Below are 23216 nucleotides of genomic sequence, written 5' to 3'. Positions count from 1 at the left end.
TGTCCTTATGCACGCGTGGCGATGCGTTCGCCCAACAGCCCGGAGGGGCGGAAGACCAGTACGGCGATCAGCACCAGAAACGCGAAGACGTCCTGGTAGTTGCTGCCGAATACGCCGCCGGTCAGCTCGCCGAGATAGCCGGTGCCCAGCGATTCGAACAGCCCCAGCAGCAAACCGCCGAGCATCGCGCCGCGCAGGTTGCCGATGCCGCCGAGCACGGCGGCGGTAAAGGCTTTGATGCCGGGCAGAAAGCCCATCGAGAAACCGGCGTTGCCGTAGTTGCTGGCCATCATGATGCCGGCTACCGCCGCCAGCGCGCCGCCGAGCGCAAAGGTCAGAACGATGATGCGGTCAGGACTGATGCCCATCAGGCCGGCGACCTGCGGGTTTTCCGCCGTGGCGCGCATGGCGCGGCCGAAACGGCTGTGTTCGACCAGCAGCCAGAGGCCGGCCATGACCGCCACGGCCACCGCCAGCGTGACGATCGCGGTGCCGGTTATCACCGCCGGCGCATGTTCGGCGCTGCCTGCGGTCAGGGCGATGGGCGCCATCGGCAACAGCTGCGGAAACATCAGGGGATTGCGTGACCAGATCAGCATCGCCAGGGTTTGCAGCAGCAGCGAGACGCCGATGCCGCTGATCAGCGGGGCCAGGCGCGGCGCATTGCGCAACCGGCGATAGGCCAGGCGCTCGATCGCCATCGAGGTGATGGCGCAGACGGCCATGGCGAACAGGGCCGCCAGCAGCAGCATGGCGTAGGGCGATAGCGCGGGAAAATGATGCTGCAACACGCCGATCGCCGACAGCGCGCTGAGCGCCCCGACCATCAGCACGTCGCCGTGCGCGAAGTTGATGATGCGCAGGATGCCGTACACCATGGTGTAGCCGAGCGCGATCAGCGCATAGATGCTGCCGAGCATCAAACCGTTGACGGTCTGCTGTACCAGCGTATCCATAAGGAGAGTCCGGAGATAATGAGTCAGGAGGCTCACAGTAGAGAATTTAAAAAAATTGTAAAATACGGAAAAACACTTTCTTATACAAAAAACGAGTGATTTTAATTTGTTGATTTTTATGTATATTAAATAAGTCTTCTCTCCGTGACTTCCATAAAACAATAGATATATGAAAAAAACAGAACAGTATGATGAGCCGTTGCCGATGCTGCCGAACGATCCGCCGCTGCGCGCCGTGCGGGTGTTCGAAGCCATCGCGCGCCTGGGCAGCATCAGCGCGGCGGCGAAGGAGCTGATGATTTCGCCTTCGGCGGTCAGCCATCAGCTGAAAACGCTGGAGGCGTTTTTGCAGATGCCGCTGACAGAACGGCAGGGGCGTCATTTGGTGCTGCGCAGCGAGGGGCGGGAGTATTACCGTTCGATCCGCTCGGCGTTTAACGTGCTGCGCCAGGCGACCGAACACGTGCGCGAGCAGTCCGCATCGCGGCAGGTCACCGTCAGCCTGATCCCGCTGTTCGGCATGGGATGGTTCATTCCGCGGCTGCGTGGCTTTCTGCGCGAAAATCCGGATATCGACATCAATGTGGTTTACGCCAACCACCGCAATTACCTGAGCGACGCCGCCGATCTGTCGATCCGCTTCGGCGTTGGGCAGTGGACCGGTTATCGCAGCGAAAAGCTGATGTCCGGCCAAATGGTGCCGGTGTGCAGCCGGGCATTCAGTAAACTGCACGGTTTGCTCGATACGCCGGATCAGCTGGCGACGCTGCCGCTGCTGCACGACGAGGAGCGCAATACCTGGATGCAATGGTTTCAGCAGGTCGGCGTTAAACGCCCGCTGCGCAGTATCGGCCCGATGTTCGAAGACGGATTGTTGACGCTGGCGGCGGTGCAGGCGGGATTGGGATGCGCGCTGATGCGTGAGCCGTTAATCGCCCACTACCTTGAGAGCGGTGAGTTAATCAAAATGTTCGATCTGCCGATCGACGACGGCCGCGATTATTACCTGTGCGTTCGCCTGGATAGCGAATTGTCGCAGGAAGGCGAAAATTTGCGGCAGTGGCTGCGCCGTGAGGCGGCGGCTCAGAACGCCGGGGCATAATCTGCAACCAATGCGTCTTTCAGCACGTGACGGCTTTGCAGTAAAGTGCCGGTTCCTCTGTAGCGATAAGGTATGACGATGCTGTTCGATTTAAACCTGCAGGCGGCCGAACTGCCTGAGGCCTGGCTTTCTACCGTGCTGGGCCGCGTCGGTGCGGCCAATATCAAAGTGCTGCGCATGGATGAGCGCAGCATTGCGGATGAAGTGCATGATTACAGCGAAGGGCTGCTGGTGATCCGCGGGCAGCTGCGGCTGCAGGTGGCGGGGGAAACGATTGTGGTGCAGGCCGGCCAGCTGTATCAGGCCGCGGCCGGCGTAGCGCACCGCGTGTTGCCGGGCAGCGAAGGCACGCTGGTGATTTTCGATTTGCCGGAAGATTAAGCGTTGCCCAGGGCGCTGAGCGCCACCTTTACCGCCGCCAACAGTCGTGTTTCAGTGACGCCGTCACGCGCCTGAATCGACAGGCCGTGCAGGAAGACCGCGAAATAGTCCCCCAGGCTGTCGGCGTCGGTGCCGGCCGGCAGTTCGCCGGCTTGCACCGCCTGCCGCAGCCGTTCGACGATCTGCTGGGTGCGCTGCAACCGATGCTCAGCCAGCCAGACTTTGAGCCCGTCGTTTTCCGCACTGACGCTGGCGGCGGAGGAGACCACCATGCAGCCCTGCGGCAGATCCGGCCGGCTGTAGAGCCGCACGGCGTCTTCCAGCAGGCGTTTGATCGCCGGGCGAATGCCGCTTTCCTGCGCGAAGGCGCGATCGGCGAAGCCACCTTCCTCGGTTTCATAACTGGCGATCGCCTCGCGGAACAGCTGCTCTTTGGAGCCGAACGCCTTGTAGATGCGCGCGGAAGCAATGCCCAATTCCGCCACCAGATCCGACATCGAAGTGCCTTCGTAACCCTGTCGCCAGAATAAGTTTCGCGCCTTCAAAAGCGCCTGTTCGCGGTCGAACTCGCGCGGTCTGCCTGCCATTTGCTGCTCCAATTTACCTGCCATTCAGCGACATAGGATCGCTTAAATCGTCGGGAATACCAATGTCTTTATAAATTTCACTTGCGGTCATCGCGCTTTGCTCCTATTGTTTGTCAATCGACAACAAATAGGAGTTTACGATGAAAACCCTCAAAGGTCCAAGCCTGCATCTCGCGCAGTTCAGCGATGAGACAGCGCCGTTCAACAGCCTGCCCGCCATTGCCGAGTGGGCGGCGCAGACCGGCTTTAGCGCGCTGCAGATCCCGGCCTGGGATCGGCGTTTATTCGACGTGGCCACCGCTGCGGAAAGCCAAACCTACTGCGATGATTTGACCGGCATGTTGGCGGAACAGGGGTTGGTGGTCAGCGAATTGACCAGCCATATCTTCGGCCAGCTGATGGCGGTACACCCGGCTTACGATGCGCTGTTTGACAGCTTCGCGCCGCCGGCGCTGCAGGGCAATCCGCAGGCGCGCGGCGAGTGGGCGCGGCAGCAAATGCTGCTGGCGGTGAAGGCGTCGGCGCGGCTCGGGCTCAGCGAGCTGGGCACCTTTTCCGGTTCGCTGGCCTGGCCCTATCTGTTCCCGTTCCCACAGCGCCCGGAAGGGCTTATCGACACCGCGTTCGACGAGCTCGCCAGGCGCTGGCTGCCGGTGCTTAACGCCTGCGACGAGCAGGGGATCAACCTGTGTTACGAAATTCACCCGAGCGAGGATCTGCACGACGGCGTGACATTCGAAATGTTTCATGAGCGCGTTGGCCATCATCCGCGCTGCCGGGTGCTGTTCGATCCGAGCCATATGGTGCTGCAGCAGCTCAACTATCTGGAGTTTATCGATATCTATAAAGAGGTTATCGGCATGTTCCACGTCAAGGACGCCGAGTTCAATCCGACCGGTCGCCAGGGTATTTACGGCGGCTATCAATCCTGGATCGCTCGCGCCGGCCGCTTCCGCTCGTTGGGCGACGGCCAGGTCGATTTCAACGGCATCTTTTCGCGCCTGACGCAGTACGGTTATTCGGGCTGGGCGGCGCTGGAGTGGGAATGTTGCCTGAAAAATCCGCAGGACGGCGCGCGCGAAGGCGCAGCCTTCATTCGCGATCGCATTATCCGCGTCACCGATAAAGTGTTCGACGACTTCGCCGGCGCGCCGGTCAACCCACAGCAAATCAACGCGTTGCTCGGTATTCGCTGAGCCTAATCCTTCAGGGAGTCACCCCATGCAATACCTACAGAACGAGGTCCCGTTGGCGGATCTCGCGGCGGAACACGTCTATCTCCAGGTCAACGGCCGGCGCCTTCACTGCGTGGTGGCCGGTGAAGGGCGGCCGGTGCTGCTGATCCCCGGCTGGCCGCAAACCTGGTACACCTGGCGCCATGTGATGCAAGCGCTGGCGGCGGCCGGTTTTCAGGCGATCGCCGTCGATCCGCCGGGCATCGGCGATTCTGACAGGCCCGCTGGCGGCTACGACACCGGCAGCGTTGGTGCGACGTTGCACGCGATGATGGCGCAGCTGGGCCATGAACGTTACCAACTGGTTGGCCACGACATCGGCATGTGGATCGGTTACGCCATGGCGAGCGATTTCCCGCAGGCGGTGGAACGTCTGGTGCTGACGGAAGCGGTGATCCCCGGGCTGGCGCCGCCGCCGCCGATTTTCGTCGCGCCGGAGGAGAACATCTTCCTGTGGCATTTCATGTTCAACCAGCTGGCGGATTTGCCGGAGACCCTGACCCAGGGTCGTGAGCGGGAATATCTTGGCTATATCTTCAATCGCTGGTCCTATCGGCGCGATCGGGTGGCGGCGCAGGTGTATATCGCTGCTTACTCAGCGCCGGGCGGCCTGCGTGCCGGGTTCGACTATTACCGGGCGATCCCGGAGACCGTGCGGCAGAACCGCCTGCGCGCCGCCACGCCCCTGACGATGCCGGTATTGACGGTGGGGGCGGAGCACGCGACCGGTGATGCGCCGCTGACGACGCTACGGGGCAATGCGCACGATCTGCGGGGCGAAACGGTCGCCGGCTGCGGGCATTTCATTACCGAGGAGTGTCACGAGGCGTTTATCGCACTGATTACGCCGTTCCTGACAGGAGAGCCTCATGCCGCTCGATGAACGCATCGCCGCCTTTTTGACAGCGTCGGCCGATGCGCCGCCCCCCGCGTCGCTGGCGGAAATGCGCGCGGCCACGGAAACCGGTTTACGCCGGCTGCAGGGCGAGGCGGAACCGAGCGGCGGCGTCAGGGACTATACGGTGGTCGCCGCCGATGGGTATCGGATCGCGCTGCGCGCCTATCTCCCGGCGGGGGAAAACCGCGCCGCCGCGCAGCCGGCAATGCTGTTCGCCCACGGCGGCGGCTGGTGCCTCGGTTCGCTGGCGCTGTACGATCGGCCCTGTCAGGCGCTGGCCAACGCCACCGGCCGGGTGATCCTGTCGGTCGACTATCGTCTGGCGCCGGAATACCCGTTTCCACAGCCGCTGGAAGATGTCTATCAGGCGCTCTGCTGGGCGGCGCAACAGGCACCGCAGTTGGGGATCGACGCGCAGCGCCTGGCGGTGGGCGGCGACAGCGCCGGGGGCAATTTGGCGGCGGCCGTCGCGCTGTTGGCGCGGGATCGCGGCGGCCCGCACATCGAGAGCCAGCTGCTGCTGTACCCGGCGCTCAGCCGCGAGATGGCGACGACGAGCTATCGCGAGTTTGCCGAGGGGCACTTTCTGACGCGCGACGCGATGGTATTTTGTTGGCAGCAGTATCTGGCCCAGCGGCGCGATCCCGGCGCCGAACCGCTGCACGCCGCCACGCTGCGCGGGTTACCGCCGGCCACCATTCTGAGCTGCGAATATGATCCGCTGCGCGATGAGGCCGAGCAGTATGCGCAGCGGCTGCGCGAGGCGGGCGTGCCGGTGCGCTGCGAACGGTTGCCGGGCATGGTGCATGCCTGCATTCACATGCTGGGGCTGACCCCGGCGGCGCGGCGGCTGTTCGAACTGGCTCGCGAGTAAAAAAAAGCCCCACACAGCGGGGCTTTTGGCCATTCATCAGGCGTGCGATTAACGGCCGGCGACGGTGACGAAGCGGGTTTCCAGGTAGGACTCGATCGCTTCGCTGCCGCCTTCGGTGCCGTGACCGGAGTCCTTCACGCCGCCAAACGGCGTTTCCGGCAGGCCGAAACCGATGTGGTTGATGCTCAGCATGCCGCTCTCCACGTCGCGCCCCAGCGCATTGACGGTGGCGATGTTGCGGCTGTAAGCGTAGGCGGCCAGGCCGTACGGCAGGCGGTTGGCTTCGGCGATCGCCTCGTCATAGGTGGCGAACGGGCGCAGCAGGGCGACCGGGCCAAACGGCTCTTCCGACATGGCGCGGGCGCTCAGCGGCACGTCGCGCAGCACCGTCGGCTCGAAGAAGTTGCCTTTGCCCGCCACGCGCTTGCCGCCGGTGCAGGCTTTTGCCCCGTGGGCGACGGCATCCTGCACCAGCGCCTCGATATTGTCGACGCTGCGGCCCAGCACCATCGGCCCCATGGTGACGCCGTCTTCCAGCCCGTTGCCGAGCTTGAGTTCACGCACGGCGGCGGTGAATTTCTCCACGAAGGCTTCATAAACGCCTTGCTGGATCAGAAAGCGGGTTGGGGCGATACAGACCTGACCGGCGTTGCGGAACTTGGACTGCGCCAGCTCTTTGGCCGCCGCGTCGAGATCGGCGTCGTCGAAGATCAGCACCGGCGCATGGCCGCCCAGCTCCATGGTGGCCTTTTTCATATGCTGGCCGGCCAGCGCCGCCAGATGCTTGCCCACGCGGGTGGAGCCGGTGAAGGAGATCTTGCGAATGGTCGGATGCGGGATCAGGTATTCCGAGATTTCCGCCGGGGTGCCGTACACCAGCGCGATCACCCCGGCCGGGATCCCGGCGTCGGCGAAGGCTTTGATCAGCTCAGCCGGCGAGGCCGGCGTTTCTTCCGGGCCTTTGACGATGATGGAGCAGCCCGCGGCCAGCGCGGCGGACAGCTTGCGCACGATCTGGTTGATCGGGAAGTTCCACGGCGTGAAGGCGGCCACCGGGCCGACCGGCAGCTTGAGGGTTTGCTGCTGCACGTCGCGGGCGCGGGACGGAATGATCTGCCCGTAGGTGCGGGTGGCTTCGCCGGCGAACCAGTCGATAACGTCGGCGGCGTTGAGAATTTCGACTTTGGCCTGCGCCACCGGTTTACCCTGTTCCTGCGTCATGACGGCGGCGATGGCGTTGGCGCGTTCGCGCAGCAGCGCCGCCGCTTTGCGCATCAGGTTGGCGCGCTGGTGCGCGGCGGTGTCGCGCCAGACGTTAAATCCGCGCTCGGTGGCGGCCAGCGCCAGATCGAGATCCTCTGTGGCGGCGTGCGCCACTTGACCGATTACCTCGTCGGTGGCGGGGTTGGTGACCGGCAGGGTTTTCTCTGCCAGTGCGTTGCGCCATTGTCCATCGATATACAGTTGAGTATCCGGATACATTGTTGCCTCTTGTTTGCGGAGTGTCAGGGGCCGATGAGCTTCGCGATGCGGCGCGCCTGAAAGGGACAGGGACCTTAACCCTACGCCGAATGGCGGCGATCGTCCAGGCGAGGGGCACGAAAGCGCCAGGGCGGCTACTCAACCGGCGATGTTTTGGCTATGCTGAGCAGATTGTCAGCACGGACGAGGAGGTCGAGTGCAAGGGGTACCGCAACAGTTTCCGTTCGAGAAGGATTGCGCGCAGTTCCGCCATTTGTCGCATCTGCCGGGCGTCGAACTCTATCAGGCGCACATTGAGCGCTATGCCTTCGAGCCGCATACCCACGACGCCTTCGCTATCGGCACCGTAGACACCGGGGCGGAGCGTTTCCGCTATCGCGGCGCGCAGCATCTGGCGGCGCCGGGCGCGCTGGTACTGATGAACCCCGACGAGCTGCATACCGGCGAAGCCGAAACGCCGGGCGGCTGGTGTTACCGCATGCTCTATCTGGCGCCCGAGGCGCTGGAGCAGCTGTCCGGCGATCGGAGCCAGTGGTTCACCGATGCGGTGCGCCACGATCCGCGGGCGGCGCAGCGCCTGTCCGCCATTCTCGCCACGCTGTGGCAAACCGACGATCCGCTTACGCTGGACGGCCTGCTGTTGGAGGCAGTCGAGCTGCTGTACCCGCATATCCGCACCGGGCAGCGGGAAAAAGCCGAGGCGGCGCACCGTTTCGAGGTGGTGAAAAGCTACCTGCACGATAACTTCGCCGAGGCGGTGACCCTCAATCAACTGGCCGAGCTGGTGTCGCTTAGCCCGTACCATTTTCTGCGCAAGTTCAAGGCCGAATACCACGTTTCGCCACAGCAGATGCTGATGGCGATCCGGCTGTCGCAGGCCAAACGCATGCTGGAGCGCGGCATGCCCGCCGCACAGGTGGCGGCGGCGGCGGGGCTGACCGATCAGGCGCACCTGACGCGCGCCTTCGCCAATCGTTACGGCGTCACGCCGGTGCGTTTCCAGAAACAGGTGAAATTGGGTTAAAACAGCAACCTGCTACAATAATTCCTCCCCGCGTTTTCGCTACTCTGCCGCTGTCTTGTCGGGCGGGTTGGCCGCGCCGGCCGTTTGTCGGAGTCGTTATGTTCATTGGCGTTGTGTTTGCCCTGGCCGCCGGGCTGATGTGGGGATTGATCTTCGTCGGCCCGCTGCTGGTGCCGGATTATCCCGCCGCGCTGCAGTCCACCGGGCGCTATCTGGCCTTCGGGCTGATCACCTTGCCGCTGGCCTGGCTCGATCGTCGCCGCCTGCGCAAGCTGCGGCGCCAGGATTGGCTGGAGGCGCTCAAGCTGACGGCCATCGGCAACCTGCTGTACTACCTGTGCCTGGCCAGCGCCATTCAGCGTACCGGCGCACCGGTGTCGACCATGATCATCGGCACCTTGCCGGTGGTGATCGCCCTCTGCGCCAATCTGTTTTACGGCCGGCACGACGGGCGGCTGGCGTGGGGCAAGCTGGCGCCGGCGCTGCTGCTGATCGTCTGCGGGTTAGCGTGCGTGAACGTCGCCGAGCTGCGCGGCAATGCGCTGCCGGTCGACGGCTGGCGCTATCTCAGCGGCCTGGGGCTGGCCGTGTTGGCGGTGGCGTGCTGGACCTGGTTCCCGCTGCGCAACTCGCGCTGGCTGCGGGAGAACCCGACGCAGCGGCCGGCCACCTGGGCCACGGCGCAAGGGCTGGTGACGCTGCCGCTGGCGCTGCTGGGCTATCTGGCGGTCTGCGGCCAATTGGCGCTGAGCGAACCGGCGTTCGCCTTACCGTTCGGCCCGCGCCCCGAGGTGTTTATCCCGCTGATGCTGGTCATCGGCGTGTTCTGCTCCTGGCTGGGGGCGCTGTGCTGGAACGAAGCCAGCCAGCGGCTGCCGACGGTGTTGGTGGGGCCGCTCATCGTGTTCGAAATTCTGGCGGGGTTGGCCTATACCTTTCTGCTGCGCCAGGCCTGGCCGCCGCAGCTGACGCTGGCCGGCATCGTCTGCCTGATCGCCGGCGTGGTGTACGCCATGCGCATCAAGCCGCAGCCGGTGGTGGTGGCGCTGGAAGACAAGCAGGGGTGACGCCCGCCGCGAAGGCGGGCGCGAGGGTTAACGCTTGCTGTGGTGAATGATCTCTTCGGCCACGTTGCGCGGCGCTTCGGCGTAGTGGCTGAATTCCATGGTGTAGGTGGCGCGGCCCTGCGACATCGAACGCAGGGTGGTCGAGTAACCGAACATCTCGGACAGCGGCACCTTGGCGCGAATTTCCTTGCCGCCGCCGCCCGGGATCTCTTCCATGCCCTGCACCAGACCGCGGCGTGAGGAGAGGTCGCCCATCACGTTGCCGGCGTAATCCTCCGGCGTTTCCACCTCCACCGACATGATCGGCTCAAGGATCACCGGATCCGCCAGGCGGCAGGCGTCTTTGAAGCCGAAAATCGCCGCCATGCGGAACGCCTGTTCCGACGAGTCGACGTCATGGTAAGAACCGAAGGTCAGGTGCACCTTGACGTCCACCACCTGATAACCGGCCAGCACGCCGTTGTTCAGCGCCTCGAGCACGCCTTTTTTCACCGCCGGGATAAACTCGCCCGGAATGACGCCGCCCTTGATCTCATCGAAGAACTCGAAGCCTTTGCCGGGTTCGTTCGGTTCGACGGTCAGCACCACGTGGCCGTATTGCCCTTTACCGCCGGACTGGCGCACAAACTTGCCTTCCACGTTGGCCACCCGTTTGCGGATGGTTTCGCGGTACGACACCTGCGGCTTGCCGGTGGTGGTCTCCACCCCGAATTCACGGCGCATGCGATCGACGATAATCTCCAGGTGCAGCTCGCCCATGCCGTAGATAAGGGTCTGGCCGGATTCTTCATCGGTGCGCACGCGGAACGACGGATCTTCCGAAGAGAGGCGCTGCAGCGCGATGCCCATTTTCTCCTGGTCTCCCTTGGTCTTCGGCTCAATCGCCTGGGCGATCACCGGCTCGGGGAAGGTCATGCGTTCCAGCGTGATGATGGCGCCGGGGTCGCACAGCGTATCGCCGGTGGTGACGTCCTTCAGGCCGACGCAGGCGGCGATGTCGCCGGCGTGCAGCTCGTCGATGTCCTTACGATCGTTGGCGTGCATCTGCACGATGCGGCCGATGCGCTCCTTTTTGCCCTTGATCGGGTTGTAAACGCTGCTGCCTTTGGCCAGCACCCCGGAGTAGACGCGCACGAAGGTCAGCTGGCCGACGAACGGGTCGGTCATCAGCTTGAACGCCAGCGCCGAGAATTTTTCATTATCGTCGGCTTTGCGGGTGATGATTTCATCATGTTCGCCGTGGCCCTCCATCGGCGGCACGTCGAGCGGCGAGGGCATCAGCTCGATCACCGCATCCAGCATGCGCTGCACCCCTTTGTTGCGGAACGCCGAGCCGCACAGCATCGGTTGGATTTCGCCGGCGACGGTGCGCACCCGCAGCCCGTGGACGATTTCCTCTTCGCTCAGTGGCACCTGGTTGAGGTATTTTTCCATCAGCTCTTCCGAGGCTTCGGCGGCGGCCTCAATCATGTTTTCGCGCCACTCCTGCGCCGAATCGCGCAGCTCGGCCGGGATCTCTTCGAAGCTGAAGTTCATGCCCTGCGAGGCCTCGTCCCACAGAATGGCTTTCATCCGCACCAGATCCACCACGCCGCTGAAGTGGTCTTCGGCGCCGATCGGAATAACGATCGGCACCGGGTTGGCTTTCAGGCGTTCGATCATCATTTTGCGCACGCGGAAAAAGTCCGCGCCGATGCGGTCCATCTTGTTGACGAACGCCAGCCGCGGCACCTTGTATTTATTGGCCTGGCGCCAGACGGTTTCCGACTGCGGCTGCACGCCGCCCACCGAGTCATAGACCATCACGGCGCCGTCCAGCACGCGCATCGAGCGCTCCACTTCAATGGTGAAATCGACGTGGCCGGGGGTGTCGATGATATTGATGCGGTGCTGCGGATAATTATGCTGCATGCCGTTCCAGAAGCAGGTGGTGGCCGCCGAAGTGATGGTGATGCCGCGTTCCTGTTCCTGCGCCATCCAGTCCATGGTCGCCGCGCCGTCATGCACTTCACCCAGCTTGTGGCTGACCCCGGTGTAAAACAGAATCCGCTCGGTGGTGGTGGTCTTGCCGGCATCGATATGCGCGGAGATGCCGATATTGCGGTAACGTTCGATAGGGGTGGTGCGAGCCATAATCAACCTTTCTTAGCCGCGTGAAGGAGAGCGGCTTAAACAGCATGGATAATGGTGATAATCCTCATAGGGTTATCTGCCGGATCGCAGAGCCTCGCTCTGGTCACAAACTAATCGTAGTTGAAGGCGTTGGTTTTTTTAAGCGATGGCTGTGATAGATGAAAGTTAGCAAGCAGGTGGAGGAGAGGGCGAAAAAAAGGCCCGTAACGGGCCTGTTGTCGAGCGGCGAATTCGCCGTTATTTGCGTCCCAGCAAGAAGCCGAAAACGATGCCGACCGCCGCCGCAACGGCCACGCCGGCCAGCGGGTTGGCTTCCACCTGGGTTCTTACGCTGTCCGCTGCGTCTCGGGCGGCATAGCTGGCCTGGGAGGCGTATTTGCGCGCCGCGCCGCGCACCTGATGCTCCGGCGAATCGACGGCTTTGCCGAACGCTTCTTCTACCGCGCCTGCGGCTTCATTGGCTTTGTCTTCCGCTTTTCCAAACATGCTGCTCTCCTGTTCCTTGTGGGTTAACGAACCTTAAGCCTAGCAGGTGAACGGCACTTTTTGCAGCATTCTGTGCGTTATAAGAGCAATCCGAGCAGAGAAACGTCTTGCCGGGCGCGCGGTGACGGCTTCACCCGCGCGGTTTTTTGTGTTCTATTGGCTAGCGGTTTAACCGAGTACCGTTAACCTTTGACCGATTCGTTGCGTTGAAAGGACTCCTCATGTCAGTACTGCGTATTCTGGCGCTGCTCGCCGCGACCGCCGCCGCATTGCCCGCCCAGGCCAGGCCTGCGGCTCACGGCGCGGCGGCCGAGAACGGCATTCGTTGGCAATCTTGTCTCAACAGCGGCTTTCAACGCTGGTTCGATGAGCCGCCGCTGCCGGGGCTGCGCTGCGGTTACCTTGAAGCGCCGCTGGCGTACGCTACGCCTCCTGCTCATGCGGCGCGGGCGGGCGAACAGACCGTGCGGCTGGCGCTGACCCTGCTGCCCGCTACCGGGCCGAAAAAGGGCAGCGTGGTGATGATCAGCGGCGGGCCGGGTCTGCCGGGCATTAACCCTTATTTGGGCAACGACGCCCACGTCGCCAGACTGCGAAAATCCTACGACATCATCGGTTACGATCCGCGCGGCGTCGGCCAATCGACGCCGAAAATCTCCTGCCAGCTGGCCGAAGGCGACGAAACCCCGTCACCGGACGACAACGACGTGGCCGGTGCGGAGAGCCAGACGCGCACCCTGATTTCCGCCTGTATCAAACAGACCGGCGCGGACGTGCTGCAACATATCGGCACCGACGAAGCGGTCAACGATCTGAACGCGATCCGCCACGCGCTGGGCGAACCGGGGCTGACGGCGGTGGCGTACTCTTACGGCACCAAGGTGGCGGCGCTGTATGCCGAGCGTTTTCCGAAGAAAACGCGCGCGCTGGTGCTCGACGGGGTGGTGGATCTGGCGGAGGACGATTTCACCCAGCGGCTGAACCAGGAGCGGGGCTTCCAGCAAAGCTTCCTGCGCTTCGCCGCCTACTGCGGCAAAACCGACAGCTGCCAGCTGGGTGGCGGCGCCAATCAGGCGCTGCAGCGCTATCACGCCTTGCTGCGCAAGCTGCATGAGCAGCCGTTCGTCACCGCGGCGGGTTATGAAATCTCCGCCGACGACGTGCTGACGGTCACGCGTTCGCTGCTGCTGTGGCCGGAGCGTTGGCATGAGCTGGCGACCGTGCTGCGCCAGCTTGATGCCGGCATCGCCGGGCAGCAGGTTTCCGATCTGATCGACGAAAGCTATTCGCCGGATGCCGATGACGCCCTGAACGTCATCACCTGCGCCGACGTCGCCAACCCGACGGCCGATCCGCAGCAGTTGCGCCGGCAGCGGCAGGAGATCAATACCGCCGCTTTGTATGCCCACTATCTGCCGCTGCACGAATACCCGCTGGAGATGTGCGATCTGTGGCCGTATCGCGGCAAAGATCGGCCGCACACGCCGGTGGCGCCCGCCGCGCTGCCGCCGCTGCTGTTCGTCGCCCAGCGCTACGATCCGACCACGCCGTACCGCAACGCGCAGGTGATGGCCGCCGCCTTTAAAAGCCCGCTGATCACCCGCGAACGCGACGGGCATACGCTGGCGCTGAACGGCATCGACAGCTGCGTTGACGAAAGCGTAGTGGATTATCTGCTGGCGCCGAAAAAGCCGCGTCGCGACAAAATTTGCCGTTGAGAAGGCCGGGCGGAATGCCGGCCTGACAGGGGCTGATGGTGATGAAGGATCATGGCTTCGGCGCCGAGCGCCGCCGTGTCCGAACTGCCGTTTTTCGTCGTTCTGTCGCCACTACACCTTTGATAATGAAAGAAATTCAACACCGCTTTTGGTTATGACTCATAGCGATTAATGATTTAATTTATTCCACTGCCTCATTGCATATTGAACGCGATAAAACACTAATCAGGGATATCGACGTGAAATATTCATTTAATGGCAAGATTTTGGCTGGTTTAATCCTCCTGGCTTTTAACGCGGCGAACGCTCAGGCGGCCGAGGTGCCGGCGGGTGCTAAACTGGCGGAGGTGCAAGAGCTGGTGCGCGCCAACGGGTATGAGCCGGCGACGCTGGATCCGAACCTGGCCGAGAGCAATGTGGAGTTCTACATCTTTAACGATCTGTTCGAAGGGCTGCTGCGCGTCGGTAAAGACGGCGAAGCGGTCCCGGCGCTGGCGCAGAAATGGGAGCATCAGGGCAACGTCTGGATCTTCCATCTGCGGCCGCAGGCCAAATGGTCGAACGGCGATCCGGTGACCGCCGACGATTTTGTCTACAGCTGGCGGCGCCTCACCGATCCGAAAACCGCGTCGCCGTACGGCAGCTATCTGGCTTCGGCCTACGTGCTGAATGCCGCGGCGATCAACGCCGGCAGCAAGCCGCCGAGCGAGCTGGGCGTCAGGGCGCTGGACGCGCACACCCTGCAGGTGACGCTGTCGGAGCCCAACTCCTACCTGCTCAAGCAACTGGTGCATTTTCCGGTCTTGCCGGTTAACCGCAAGGTGGTGGAGCGGTACGGCAAGAACTGGACTCAACCGGCGCATTTTGTCGGCAACGGCGCATTCCGCCTCAGCCAGTGGGTGGTGAACGAAAAGGTGGTGGTGGAACGTAATCCGCAGTATTGGGACAACGCCAACACCGTGCTCAACAAGGTGACGTTCTTGCCGATACAGGGTTTCCCGGAAGTGGCGCGTTTTCGCGCCGGTGAGGTTGAGTTGGGGTATACCACGCCGCCGGAGCTGTATCAGCAGCTGAAAAAAACGCTCGGCGAGCAACAGCTGGTGACCTATCCGCTGCTCTCCACCAGTTACTTCGCCTTCAACAATCGCCAGGCGCCATTTAACGACCTGCGGGTGCGCCAGGCGCTGAATCTGGCGCTCGACAAAGAGATCATCGCCGGCAAGGTGCTGGGATACGGCCAACAGCCGGCCTGGACCTTTACCCCAACGGGGGCGGGTGGCTATAGCCTGCAGCCCGGCGCTGCGGCCGGCTGGACGCCGGAACAGCGGCACGCCCAGGCGAAGCAGTTGCTGGCGCAGGCCGGTTTCAACGCCGAGAATCCGCTGCGGTTTACCGTGCTGTACAGCAACGACGCCACCATCAAGAAGATCGTCATCGCCGCCGCCGCCATGTGGAAAAAGAACCTTGGGGTAGAAGCCCGCTTGCAAAGCCAGGAGCGTAAAGTGACGCTGGATAATATCAACCGCGGGCAGTACGGCGTGGCCTTTACCCGCTGGCTGGCGGACTATAACGATCCGTCTACTTTTCTGAACGTGTTCCGTTCCGACAGCAGCGAGAACAGCGCCAAATACCGCAACCCGGACTATGACCGCATTCTGCACCAGGCGACGGCGGCGCAGACGCCGCAGCAGGTGCAGCGCTACTTCCAGCAGGCCGAGGCGGTGCTGGCCGCCGATACGCCGGTGGCGCCGGTGTACTACGAGGCCAACGCTACGCTCATTAAACCCTACGTGAAGGGGATCGACTTTACCCGCCAGGGCGCTTTGTACGATAAAAACGTCTACCTTCTCGAGCACTGAGAAATAAAAAAACGGCTGATTTATATCAGCCGTTTTTATAGATTCGTGTTTAATAACATTATCCTAAATACTCCATAAACGACGGGCAATCTTTTCTTCCCGCCGGATAAAACACCGCCTATACTGCGCCGGTAGTTTATATGCAGTATCTCGTTTGGCGAGGCTCCTATACAAACACAGGTTACTGATCTGACGACATCGAGAGATGCCCAAGGTTAAGACAGGCTTTATCGGATTAAGGTTCAGCCCAAAGTAACTTCCGAGCAACAATTCGGATACGTTGTATAGTGCTAAAACCTGGACGCGGAGATAGGCAGTCTGCACTCCCCCTCTGTGGTTACGCCCCTATGCGATTCGCTGTTGAAGTTCAAAACAGAAATAGGGACTGACAAAATGATAAAGTCACATCAACATTATTCTTCTCCGGCGCTGAGCGCGACTGAAACTCTCGACGAGACATCGGTCGCCGGTTATATGAACGCCGATTTTATTACCGTTCCCGCGACGATGACGGTCAATCATGCCCGGGAATATTTACTTTCACAGCTTAAAACGGACGAAATTCCCACCCGGGTATTTATTACCGCGGACGATTATCATCTGCGCGGCACGCTGTCGGTGAAAAAACTGCTGCAGTGCAACGAGCAGGATAAAGCGGTCGGCGTGATGATGGATCACAGCTATTTTCAGGTTTCACCCGACGACGATCGCAACGACGTGGCGCATCTGCTCGGCAAGGGCGGCCTGGACGTGGTGCCGGTCGTGGCGAACAACACGCTGGTCGGCGTGCTGGGGGAGCGAGAGATCGCCCGGCTGGTCGAGGCTGAAAACACCGAAGACGCGCAGCGCCAGGGCGCGAGCCTGCCGCTGGACAAGCCTTATCTGGAGACCAGCCCGTGGGCGCTGTGGCGCAAACGCTCGGTGTGGCTGCTGATGCTGTTCGTCGCCGAGGCTTACACCGGCAACGTGCTCAAGGCGTTTGAAGAGCAACTCGAAGCGGCGATCGCGCTGGCGTTCTTTATCCCGCTGCTGATCGGCACCGGCGGCAACAGCGGCACCCAGATCACCTCGACGCTGGTGCGGGCCATGGCGCTGGGCGAGGTCAGCCTGCGCAATCTTGGCGCGGTGATCCGCAAAGAGGTCACGACCTCGCTGCTGATCGCCGTCACCATTGGCCTGGCGGCCTGGGTGCGCGCCTGGATCATGGGCGTCGGCATGGAGGTGACGCTGGTGGTCAGCCTGTCGCTGGTGGCGATCACCGTGTGGAGCGCGATTGTCTCGTCGATCATTCCGATGCTGTTGAAACGGCTCGGCATCGATCCGGCGGTGGTGTCGGCGCCGTTTATCGCCACCTTTATCGACGGCACCGGCCTGATTATTTATTTCAAAATTGCCCAGTACGTTTTGGGGATTTAAACGGTTCCCGCTCTAAAAAGGGCGGGAGTGTGACAAAAAAGAGGAGGGCGTTAAAAAATATGGATACCGACCAACCCCGATATTTAACGCGAGGGGCTTTTATCGATAACATTTAACCTGAGGAAAAAACAATGGGAAACATGACTATTTTTATGGGATTCCTGGCAATGATCAGCTCACTGGGCCTGTTGGCGGCCTATATGAGCACCAAATGGGATGATTGATGAACGCAAAAGATCCGCCTAGATGCATCCTCCCCGTAACCGTTATTTATTATGGGGAGGATTTTTAGCGGCGCGCCGAACGCGCGGCCTGATACGGGAGTTGATAATAATGACGATTCTTATTCTGGGATTGCTCTACGCCATTTTAATGATCTCGGTTGGCGTTAATGAGATTTATTTTTATTCCACCGGAAAATCCAATTTTCTTACTAGCCTCATGCTGACATTCTCTGGCAGTATGTTGCTGATCGCCGTTGTATGGCAATTATCCTCTAAAATAAAAAAATAAATCACCGTCCGAATGTGAGCAGCATAATGCAGAATGAAAAACAGGCCGTGGCCAGAAACTCGATGATCGCCAGCGGGTTACTGGCCACGGGCAAATTTGTCGCCGGCATTTTTACCGGCAGTATTGGCCTGATATCCGAAGGGATCCACTCTTTCACCGATTTTATCGCCACCAGCATCACCTGGCTGGCGGTGCGCATCAGCGATAAGCCCGCCGATGACGATCACCACTTCGGCCACGGCAAGGTGGAAAACCTGGCGGCGCTGTTTGAGGTGCTGCTGTTGCTGGGCGCCGCCGGTTGGATTGTCTATGAGGCAGGCAGCAGCCTGCTCGGGCAGCCGCATGAGATCGTCGCCGCGCCGGTGGTGATCGCGGTGCTGTTGATTTCCATCTGCGTCGATTTCTTCCGCGTGCGGGCGCTCAACCGCGTCGCCAAAGCGACCGACAGCGCGGCGCTGGAAGCGGATGCGCTGCATTTCTTCTCCGACATGCTTTCGTCCGGCGTGGTGCTGCTGGGCATGGTGTTTGTGCTGCTGGGCTTTGGCCGCGCGGACGCCATCGCCGCGCTGATCGTCGCCGGCTTTATCTTTGTCGCCGCGATCAAACTGGGTAAACGCTCCTTCGATTCACTGATGGATGCCGCGCCCGCCGGGGCTACTGAGGCGATCCGCGCCACGCTGGCGCGTTTTCCGGCGGTGCTGGCCTGCGACAGCGTGCGCATTCGCAATGCCGGCGCGGTGCTGTTCGTCGAGATCACGGTGGCGGTGTGCCGCACCTTGCCGCTGGAGCGCATCGACGCGCTGAAGCAAGAGATCGTCGAGCGACTGCGGGAGCACTACGCCAGGGCGGAATTCACCGTCATCGCGGTGCCGCAGACCCGCAGCGATGAAGACATGGCGACGCGCATTCGGGCGATCGCCGCCAACCACGGCGCGCAGGTACAGAATGTGACCTTGCAGCAGCTGCCGACGCGCATGGCGATCGGCATGGATTTGGCGGTGCCGGCCAACGCCAGCGTGGCGCAGGCGCATGACATCGCCACGGAGATAGAGGGGATCCTGCGCCAGGCGATCGGTGAGGACACCGAGATAGAGACGCACCTGGAGCCGCAGACGCCGCACTGGCTGACCAGCGAGGATGTCGATGCGACGGAGCTGGCCGATATTCGGCGGATCCTGCAGTCGGCGCTGGAGCGAGGGGAGAACGTGCAGGACGTACACAACGTCCGCGCGCGCAAGAGCGACGGCGGCATCATCGTCAACTTCCACTGCCGGGTGTCGCCGGCGGTGACCATCGCCGCCGCGCACGATGCGGTCGATCGGGTCGAGCGCCGGCTGCGCGCGCTTTATCCGGCCATCACGCGCGCGATAGGGCACGTCGAGCCGATCAAGCCCGGCATGTGAATCAGCTCGGCCAACTGCGGGTAGAGCGCCGCGTTGGCCAGCAGAAGCGGGTTGCCGCGCCGCAGCCCGTCGTTGTGCATAAAGTCATTCGCCACGCCGCCGGCTTCGCGCGTCAGCACCCACCCAGGCAGGCTGTCCCAGGCGTTCATATGCGGTTCGTAATAGCCCAGCAGCCGCCCGGCGGCCACCTGGGCGGTCATCAACGCGCCGGAGCCGCTGCGCACGAACATCCCGCCCGCCTGCAGCAGGCGACAGAGAAAACCGCTGAATTCCGCCGCCGAGGCGCGCGGGGAAATCCCGACGCCCATCACGCCATCCGCGACGCTGCGCCCGGCATGCACAGCGATCGGCGCCCCATTGAGAAAGGCGCCGCCGCCGCGACAGGCGCGGAACATCTCGCGGTGGTTGGGATCGTAGACCACGCCTATCGTCGGCTCGCCGTCGATCACCACGCCTATCGCGATACACCAGGTATGCAATCCGTTCAGGAAGCAGGCGGTGCCGTCAATCGGATCGACGACCCAAATGCAGGCGGCATTCTCGCCGGCGCTGCCGCTTTCCTCGCCGAGAAACCCATCCTGGGGAAAACGGCGGCTGATCATGCGGCGGATCAGCGCTTCGACGCGGCGATCGGCCTCGCTGACCACGTCCTGCAGCCCCTGTTTGAAGTCGATGGCCAGGGTTTGCCGCCGTTGATAAAAGCTGAAGGCGAGATCGGCGGCGGCGCGGGCGATCTCACGCGCGAAGCGGTAACGCGCCTCGATGTCCCGTGGGGAAAGTGAAGTCATGGCGGCAATGTTCCGAACAAAGTTTAGCGTGCAGGGTGCCATAGTCAGATGACAATACGGTGTTGATTCCTGCTTGATTTCAGATTTGATTTAATTTATTTACTTTACTGTAAAGTAATTGGCGTCATTAGATGCATCATCAAAGCATCCGTAAGCGAGATAATCAGAGGAGTCAGGCATGCTAGCGCATTTTTTCGTCTTTCGACCGGTATTTGCGGCCGTGCTGGCCATCTGCATTATGGCGGCGGGCGCACTGGCGCTCTGGACATTGCCGGTTGAGCAATATCCCGACATCGCCCCACCCGGCGTCACGGTGACCGCCAATTACCCCGGCGCTTCGGCCAAAACGGTAGAGGACAGCGTAACTCAGATTATCGAACAGCAAATTAAAGGGATCGATGGCCTGTTGTATTTCTCATCAACCAGCAGTTCTGCGGGTCAGGCTCGCATCAGCCTTAGCTTCGAACAACAAACCGACCCGGACATTGCTCAGGTTCAAGTGCAAAATGCGGTCAATCAGGCAACGTCGCGATTGCCGCAAGAAGTGCAGCAGCAAGGGATCACGGTGACAAAATCGCAGGGCGATAGCCTAATGGTAGTCGCCCTGTACGACACGCAAGGCCGCATGGACAGCGTTGATATCAATGATTTTCTGGTCAGTTCGCTGCAAGACCCGCTGAGCCGGGTGGATGGCGTCGGGGAGACGACGGTATTTGGCGCTCAATATGCGATGCGCGTTTGGCTCAATCCGATCAAGTTGAGCGGTTATGGCCTGATGCCATCTGACGTGCAAGCCGCGATAGAAGCGCAAAATGCCCAGGTCACCAGCGGTGAGATCGGCGCATTGCCTACGATGGATGGCCAGGCGCTGAACGCGACCATGACCACGCAATCGCGGCTGGAAACGCCGGAGCAGTTTGAGAATATTATTCTGCGCACCAATACCGACGGTTCGGCGGTGTATTTGCGCGATGTTGCGCGCGTAGAGATCGGTGCGGAAAACTATCAAAACCAAACGCGCCTCAACGGGTACCCAGCGGCCGGCATATCGATTCAACTGGCTTCCGGCGCCAATGCGCTGGAGGTTGCCGAACGGGTGCGGGCTGAAGTGGAACGCATGGCGCCGCAGTTTCCGCCGGGGCTGCAGGTGGCTTATCCGCGTGACAGCACGCCGTTCGTACTGGTGTCCATTGAAGGCGTCGTGCAAACCTTGTTGGAAGCGATCGCGCTAGTGATTGTGGTGATGTATCTGTTTTTGCAAAATTGGCGCGCCACATTGATCCCCGCCATTACGGTACCCGTAGTGCTGCTCGGCACTTTCGGCATTTTGGCGCTGTTGGGTTACAGCGTAAACACCTTGACACTGTTCGCCATGGTGCTCGCGATCGGCCTGTTGGTGGATGACGCGATAGTGGTGGTTGAGAACGTTGAGCGCGTGATGGAAGAAGCGCAATTGCCACCGCGCGAGGCGACGTTGCATTCGATGCGGGAGATCAATGGTGCGCTGATCGGCATCGCGCTGGTACTTTCGGCGGTATTTGTTCCGATGGCATTTTTCGGCGGTTCAACCGGCATAATCTACCGACAGTTTTCCATCACGCTCGTTGCCGCTATGGTGCTGTCGGTGTTGGTGGCGTTGACCTTGACGCCGGCATTGTGCGCCGGTTTGCTAAAACCGTCGGTGCAGCGGCCGCGCAGCCGCTTTTTTCGCGGCTTTAACCGCCTGGTGGAATACGGACAGCGGCGTTATGGGTTGGGATTGAACCATGTGATGGCGCGCAAAGGGTGTTTTTGCATGTTGGCGCTGCTGCTGGTCGGTTTCATGATCTGGCAATATCTGCGGATGCCTACCGGTTTTCTCCCAGTCGAGGATCAGGGCTCGGTAATGGTCCAGTTTTCTCTGCCGCCAGGCGCCCCGATGGCCAGAACGCAACAGACTGCTGACGCTATCGCCGACTATTTCATGACCGCCGAGCGGGACAACCTGAATGTGATCTTCATGGTTGTCGGGCGCAATAACGCCGGCAGTGGTCAGAATGTCGGCATGGCGTTTGCCGAACTTAAACATTGGTCGCTGCGCAGCGGTAATGAGAATAACGCGCTGGCGATTATTAGCCGCGCCAATCGCCATTTCAAAAGCTATCGCGACGCGCAGATCAATGTGTTGTCGCCGCCGGCGGTGCGCGGATTGGGGCAGTCCAGTGGATTTGAACTGTGGTTACAGGATCAAAACGGCGTTGGGCATGACGCGCTGCAAGCTGCGCAGAGGCAAGTGATCGCCGCCGCTGCCGAAGATCCGTTGTTAACGGCGGTACGCATCAATGGCCTCGAAGATAAAGCACAATTGCAGGTCGATATCGATCAGCAAAAGGCCAGCGCACAAGGGCTGCAGCAGGCTGACATCACCAACACGCTTTCTGCCGCCTGGGGGGGCGCTTATATTAACGATTTTATCGATCGCGGCCGCGTAAAGCGGGTCTACATGCAGGGGGACGCGGCCTGGCGATCGGCGCCGGATGATATCGATAATTGGTTCGTACGTGGTGAAAGCGGCAGCATGGCGTCCTTTGCCAGCTTCGCGACTACGCGTTGGCTCTCAGGGCCACAAATGCTGCAGCGCTTTAACGGGCTGTCGGCCACGCAGTTACAGGGGACGGCAACCGAGGGCGAAAGCTCCGGCACCGCGATGGCGCGTATGCAGAGCATCATCGGCGGTGTAGACGGCTACCGCCTTGAGTGGAGCGGGCTCTCATATCAGGAGCAATTGGCCGCCGGGCAAACATTGCTGGTGTATCTGGCTTCGGTGTTGTTCATTTTCCTCTGCCTGGCCGCGCTGTACGAGAGTTGGTCTATCCCATTGTCCGTGATGTTGATCATTCCCCTCGGGATTATCGGAGCCGTTGTCGCCGCGCGCCTTGCGGGGTATGAAAACGATATTTACTTCCAGGTGGGAATGTTGACGACGATTGGCCTGTCGGCGAAAAACGCTATCCTGATCGTCGAGTTTGTTGAAACACGGCTCAAAGCGGGATCCGCTTTGTTGCAGGCGACCCTGGAAGGGGCGCGAATGCGTCTGCGGCCCATCGTGATGACCTCATTGGCGTTTGTCGCGGGTGTGATCCCCCTGGCGCTTTCTGTCGGTGCCGGGGCCGCCAGCCGGCGCGAAATCGGGATTGCGGTGATCGGCGGCATGATTTCTGGCACACTGCTGACATTATTGTTCGTACCGTTGTTTTTTGTTTTGACCAAACAAGGGTTGGCACGACTTAAGGCGCGAAAATGAGCCTCTGGGCT

The 23216-nt window shown here is 61.3% G+C and carries 20 protein-coding genes and 1 riboswitch; of the genes, 14 read left to right on the top strand and 6 right to left on the bottom strand.

Translation table 11 applies throughout. From position 1 onward, the window contains the following. Positions 1-5: 5 nt before the first annotated feature. On the bottom strand, positions 6-956 hold the full coding sequence (locus ACJ8HH_RS08225) for a branched-chain amino acid ABC transporter permease (RefSeq protein ID WP_060418792.1): 951 nt from the start codon (positions 954-956) through the stop codon (positions 6-8). Between the two features lie 169 nt (positions 957-1125). Here ACJ8HH_RS08225 and ACJ8HH_RS08220 point away from each other — a divergent pair, with 169 nt between their 5' ends. Both ACJ8HH_RS08220 and ACJ8HH_RS08215 read left to right on the top strand, forming a co-directional pair. Beyond that, on the top strand, positions 1126-2058 hold the full coding sequence (locus ACJ8HH_RS08220) for a LysR substrate-binding domain-containing protein (RefSeq protein WP_060451596.1): 933 nt from the start codon (positions 1126-1128) through the stop codon (positions 2056-2058). A 78-nt stretch (positions 2059-2136) separates the two neighbouring features. Then, positions 2137-2439: a cupin domain-containing protein gene (locus ACJ8HH_RS08215; protein WP_047571614.1), complete on the top strand. Its 303-nt coding sequence runs from the start codon at positions 2137-2139 to the stop codon at positions 2437-2439. Here the strand turns inward: ACJ8HH_RS08215 and ACJ8HH_RS08210 are convergent. Continuing rightward, the gene (locus ACJ8HH_RS08210; RefSeq protein WP_060425786.1) at positions 2436-3026 is read right to left on the bottom strand and encodes a TetR/AcrR family transcriptional regulator; all 591 of its coding nucleotides are present in this window, start codon (positions 3024-3026) and stop codon (positions 2436-2438) included. The genes ACJ8HH_RS08215 and ACJ8HH_RS08210 overlap by 4 nt on opposite strands. Positions 3027-3166: 140 nt before the next feature. On the opposite strand from ACJ8HH_RS08210, the gene ACJ8HH_RS08205 reads away from it, so the two are divergent. The 3 genes from ACJ8HH_RS08205 to ACJ8HH_RS08195 are packed head-to-tail and all read left to right on the top strand — an operon-like array spanning position 3167 to position 6033. Beyond that, a complete protein-coding gene (locus ACJ8HH_RS08205; protein WP_039566001.1) occupies positions 3167-4222 on the top strand; it encodes a sugar phosphate isomerase/epimerase family protein in 1056 nt (351 codons plus the stop codon). A 25-nt stretch (positions 4223-4247) separates the two neighbouring features. Continuing rightward, positions 4248-5144: an alpha/beta fold hydrolase gene (locus tag ACJ8HH_RS08200; RefSeq protein WP_060451595.1), complete on the top strand. Its 897-nt coding sequence runs from the start codon at positions 4248-4250 to the stop codon at positions 5142-5144. Continuing rightward, positions 5131-6033, top strand: a complete 903-nt coding sequence (locus ACJ8HH_RS08195; protein WP_060451594.1) for an alpha/beta hydrolase — start codon at positions 5131-5133, stop codon at positions 6031-6033. The genes ACJ8HH_RS08200 and ACJ8HH_RS08195 overlap by 14 nt, the downstream gene beginning before the upstream one ends. A gap of 48 nt (positions 6034-6081) precedes the next feature. Here the strand turns inward: ACJ8HH_RS08195 and ACJ8HH_RS08190 are convergent, their stop codons facing one another. Beyond that, on the bottom strand, positions 6082-7515 hold the full coding sequence (locus ACJ8HH_RS08190) for an NAD-dependent succinate-semialdehyde dehydrogenase (RefSeq protein WP_039566006.1): 1434 nt from the start codon (positions 7513-7515) through the stop codon (positions 6082-6084). 196 nt (positions 7516-7711) lie between these two features. Between ACJ8HH_RS08190 and ACJ8HH_RS08185 the strand changes: the two genes are divergently transcribed. Together ACJ8HH_RS08185 and ACJ8HH_RS08180 are read left to right on the top strand one after the other, a co-directional pair. Continuing rightward, positions 7712-8539, top strand: coding sequence for an AraC family transcriptional regulator (locus ACJ8HH_RS08185; protein ID WP_041035213.1), 828 nt, complete (start codon positions 7712-7714; stop codon positions 8537-8539). Between the two features lie 98 nt (positions 8540-8637). Next, complete coding sequence (locus tag ACJ8HH_RS08180) at positions 8638-9606, top strand: DMT family transporter (RefSeq protein ID WP_060418781.1); 969 nt, start codon at positions 8638-8640, stop codon at positions 9604-9606. Between the two features lie 27 nt (positions 9607-9633). Here ACJ8HH_RS08180 and fusA read toward each other — a convergent pair whose 3' ends face one another. Together fusA and ACJ8HH_RS08170 are read right to left on the bottom strand one after the other, a co-directional pair. After that, positions 9634-11739 (bottom strand): elongation factor G, encoded by a 2106-nt coding sequence (gene fusA, locus ACJ8HH_RS08175; RefSeq protein ID WP_039566011.1) that lies wholly within the window; start codon positions 11737-11739, stop codon positions 9634-9636. 237 nt (positions 11740-11976) lie between these two features. Further along, the gene (locus ACJ8HH_RS08170) at positions 11977-12225 is read right to left on the bottom strand and encodes a glycine zipper domain-containing protein (RefSeq protein WP_004938127.1); all 249 of its coding nucleotides are present in this window, start codon (positions 12223-12225) and stop codon (positions 11977-11979) included. 221 nt (positions 12226-12446) lie between these two features. Here ACJ8HH_RS08170 and ACJ8HH_RS08165 point away from each other — a divergent pair, with 221 nt between their 5' ends. From ACJ8HH_RS08165 to ACJ8HH_RS08140, 6 genes are all read left to right on the top strand, one after another. Next, positions 12447-13943 carry an alpha/beta hydrolase gene (locus ACJ8HH_RS08165; protein WP_043147508.1) on the top strand — a complete coding sequence of 499 codons (1497 nt, stop codon included), beginning with the start codon at positions 12447-12449 and terminating at the stop codon, positions 13941-13943. Positions 13944-14182: 239 nt separating this feature from the next. Beyond that, the gene (locus ACJ8HH_RS08160; protein WP_039566014.1) at positions 14183-15802 is read left to right on the top strand and encodes an ABC transporter substrate-binding protein; all 1620 of its coding nucleotides are present in this window, start codon (positions 14183-14185) and stop codon (positions 15800-15802) included. 142 nt (positions 15803-15944) lie between these two features. Then, a riboswitch (M-box (ykoK) riboswitch) is annotated at positions 15945-16118 on the top strand. 77 nt (positions 16119-16195) lie between these two features. Beyond that, positions 16196-17218 carry a magnesium transporter gene (locus tag ACJ8HH_RS08155; RefSeq protein ID WP_060451593.1) on the top strand — a complete coding sequence of 341 codons (1023 nt, stop codon included), beginning with the start codon at positions 16196-16198 and terminating at the stop codon, positions 17216-17218. A 131-nt stretch (positions 17219-17349) separates the two neighbouring features. Beyond that, the gene (mgtS, locus tag ACJ8HH_RS08150) at positions 17350-17442 is read left to right on the top strand and encodes a protein MgtS (protein ID WP_004938109.1); all 93 of its coding nucleotides are present in this window, start codon (positions 17350-17352) and stop codon (positions 17440-17442) included. 109 nt (positions 17443-17551) lie between these two features. Next, on the top strand, positions 17552-17731 hold the full coding sequence (locus ACJ8HH_RS08145) for a hypothetical protein (protein WP_033634607.1): 180 nt from the start codon (positions 17552-17554) through the stop codon (positions 17729-17731). Between the two features lie 26 nt (positions 17732-17757). Further along, a complete protein-coding gene (locus ACJ8HH_RS08140; RefSeq protein ID WP_043147506.1) occupies positions 17758-19134 on the top strand; it encodes a cation diffusion facilitator family transporter in 1377 nt (458 codons plus the stop codon). On the opposite strand, the gene ACJ8HH_RS08135 is transcribed toward ACJ8HH_RS08140, so the two are convergent. Then, positions 19077-19922, bottom strand: a complete 846-nt coding sequence (locus ACJ8HH_RS08135) for an inositol monophosphatase family protein (protein ID WP_060418779.1) — start codon at positions 19920-19922, stop codon at positions 19077-19079. The genes ACJ8HH_RS08140 and ACJ8HH_RS08135 overlap by 58 nt on opposite strands. A gap of 178 nt (positions 19923-20100) precedes the next feature. On the opposite strand from ACJ8HH_RS08135, the gene ACJ8HH_RS08130 reads away from it, so the two are divergent. After that, positions 20101-23205 carry an efflux RND transporter permease subunit gene (locus ACJ8HH_RS08130; protein WP_060451591.1) on the top strand — a complete coding sequence of 1035 codons (3105 nt, stop codon included), beginning with the start codon at positions 20101-20103 and terminating at the stop codon, positions 23203-23205. Positions 23206-23216 lie beyond the last annotated feature (11 nt).

Origin of the sequence: Serratia sp. CY32780 (genome assembly GCF_052169135.1) — a bacterium.
Lineage (GTDB): Bacteria > Pseudomonadota > Gammaproteobacteria > Enterobacterales > Enterobacteriaceae > Serratia > Serratia sarumanii.
This window is presented reverse-complemented; position numbering and strand designations above follow the sequence as displayed.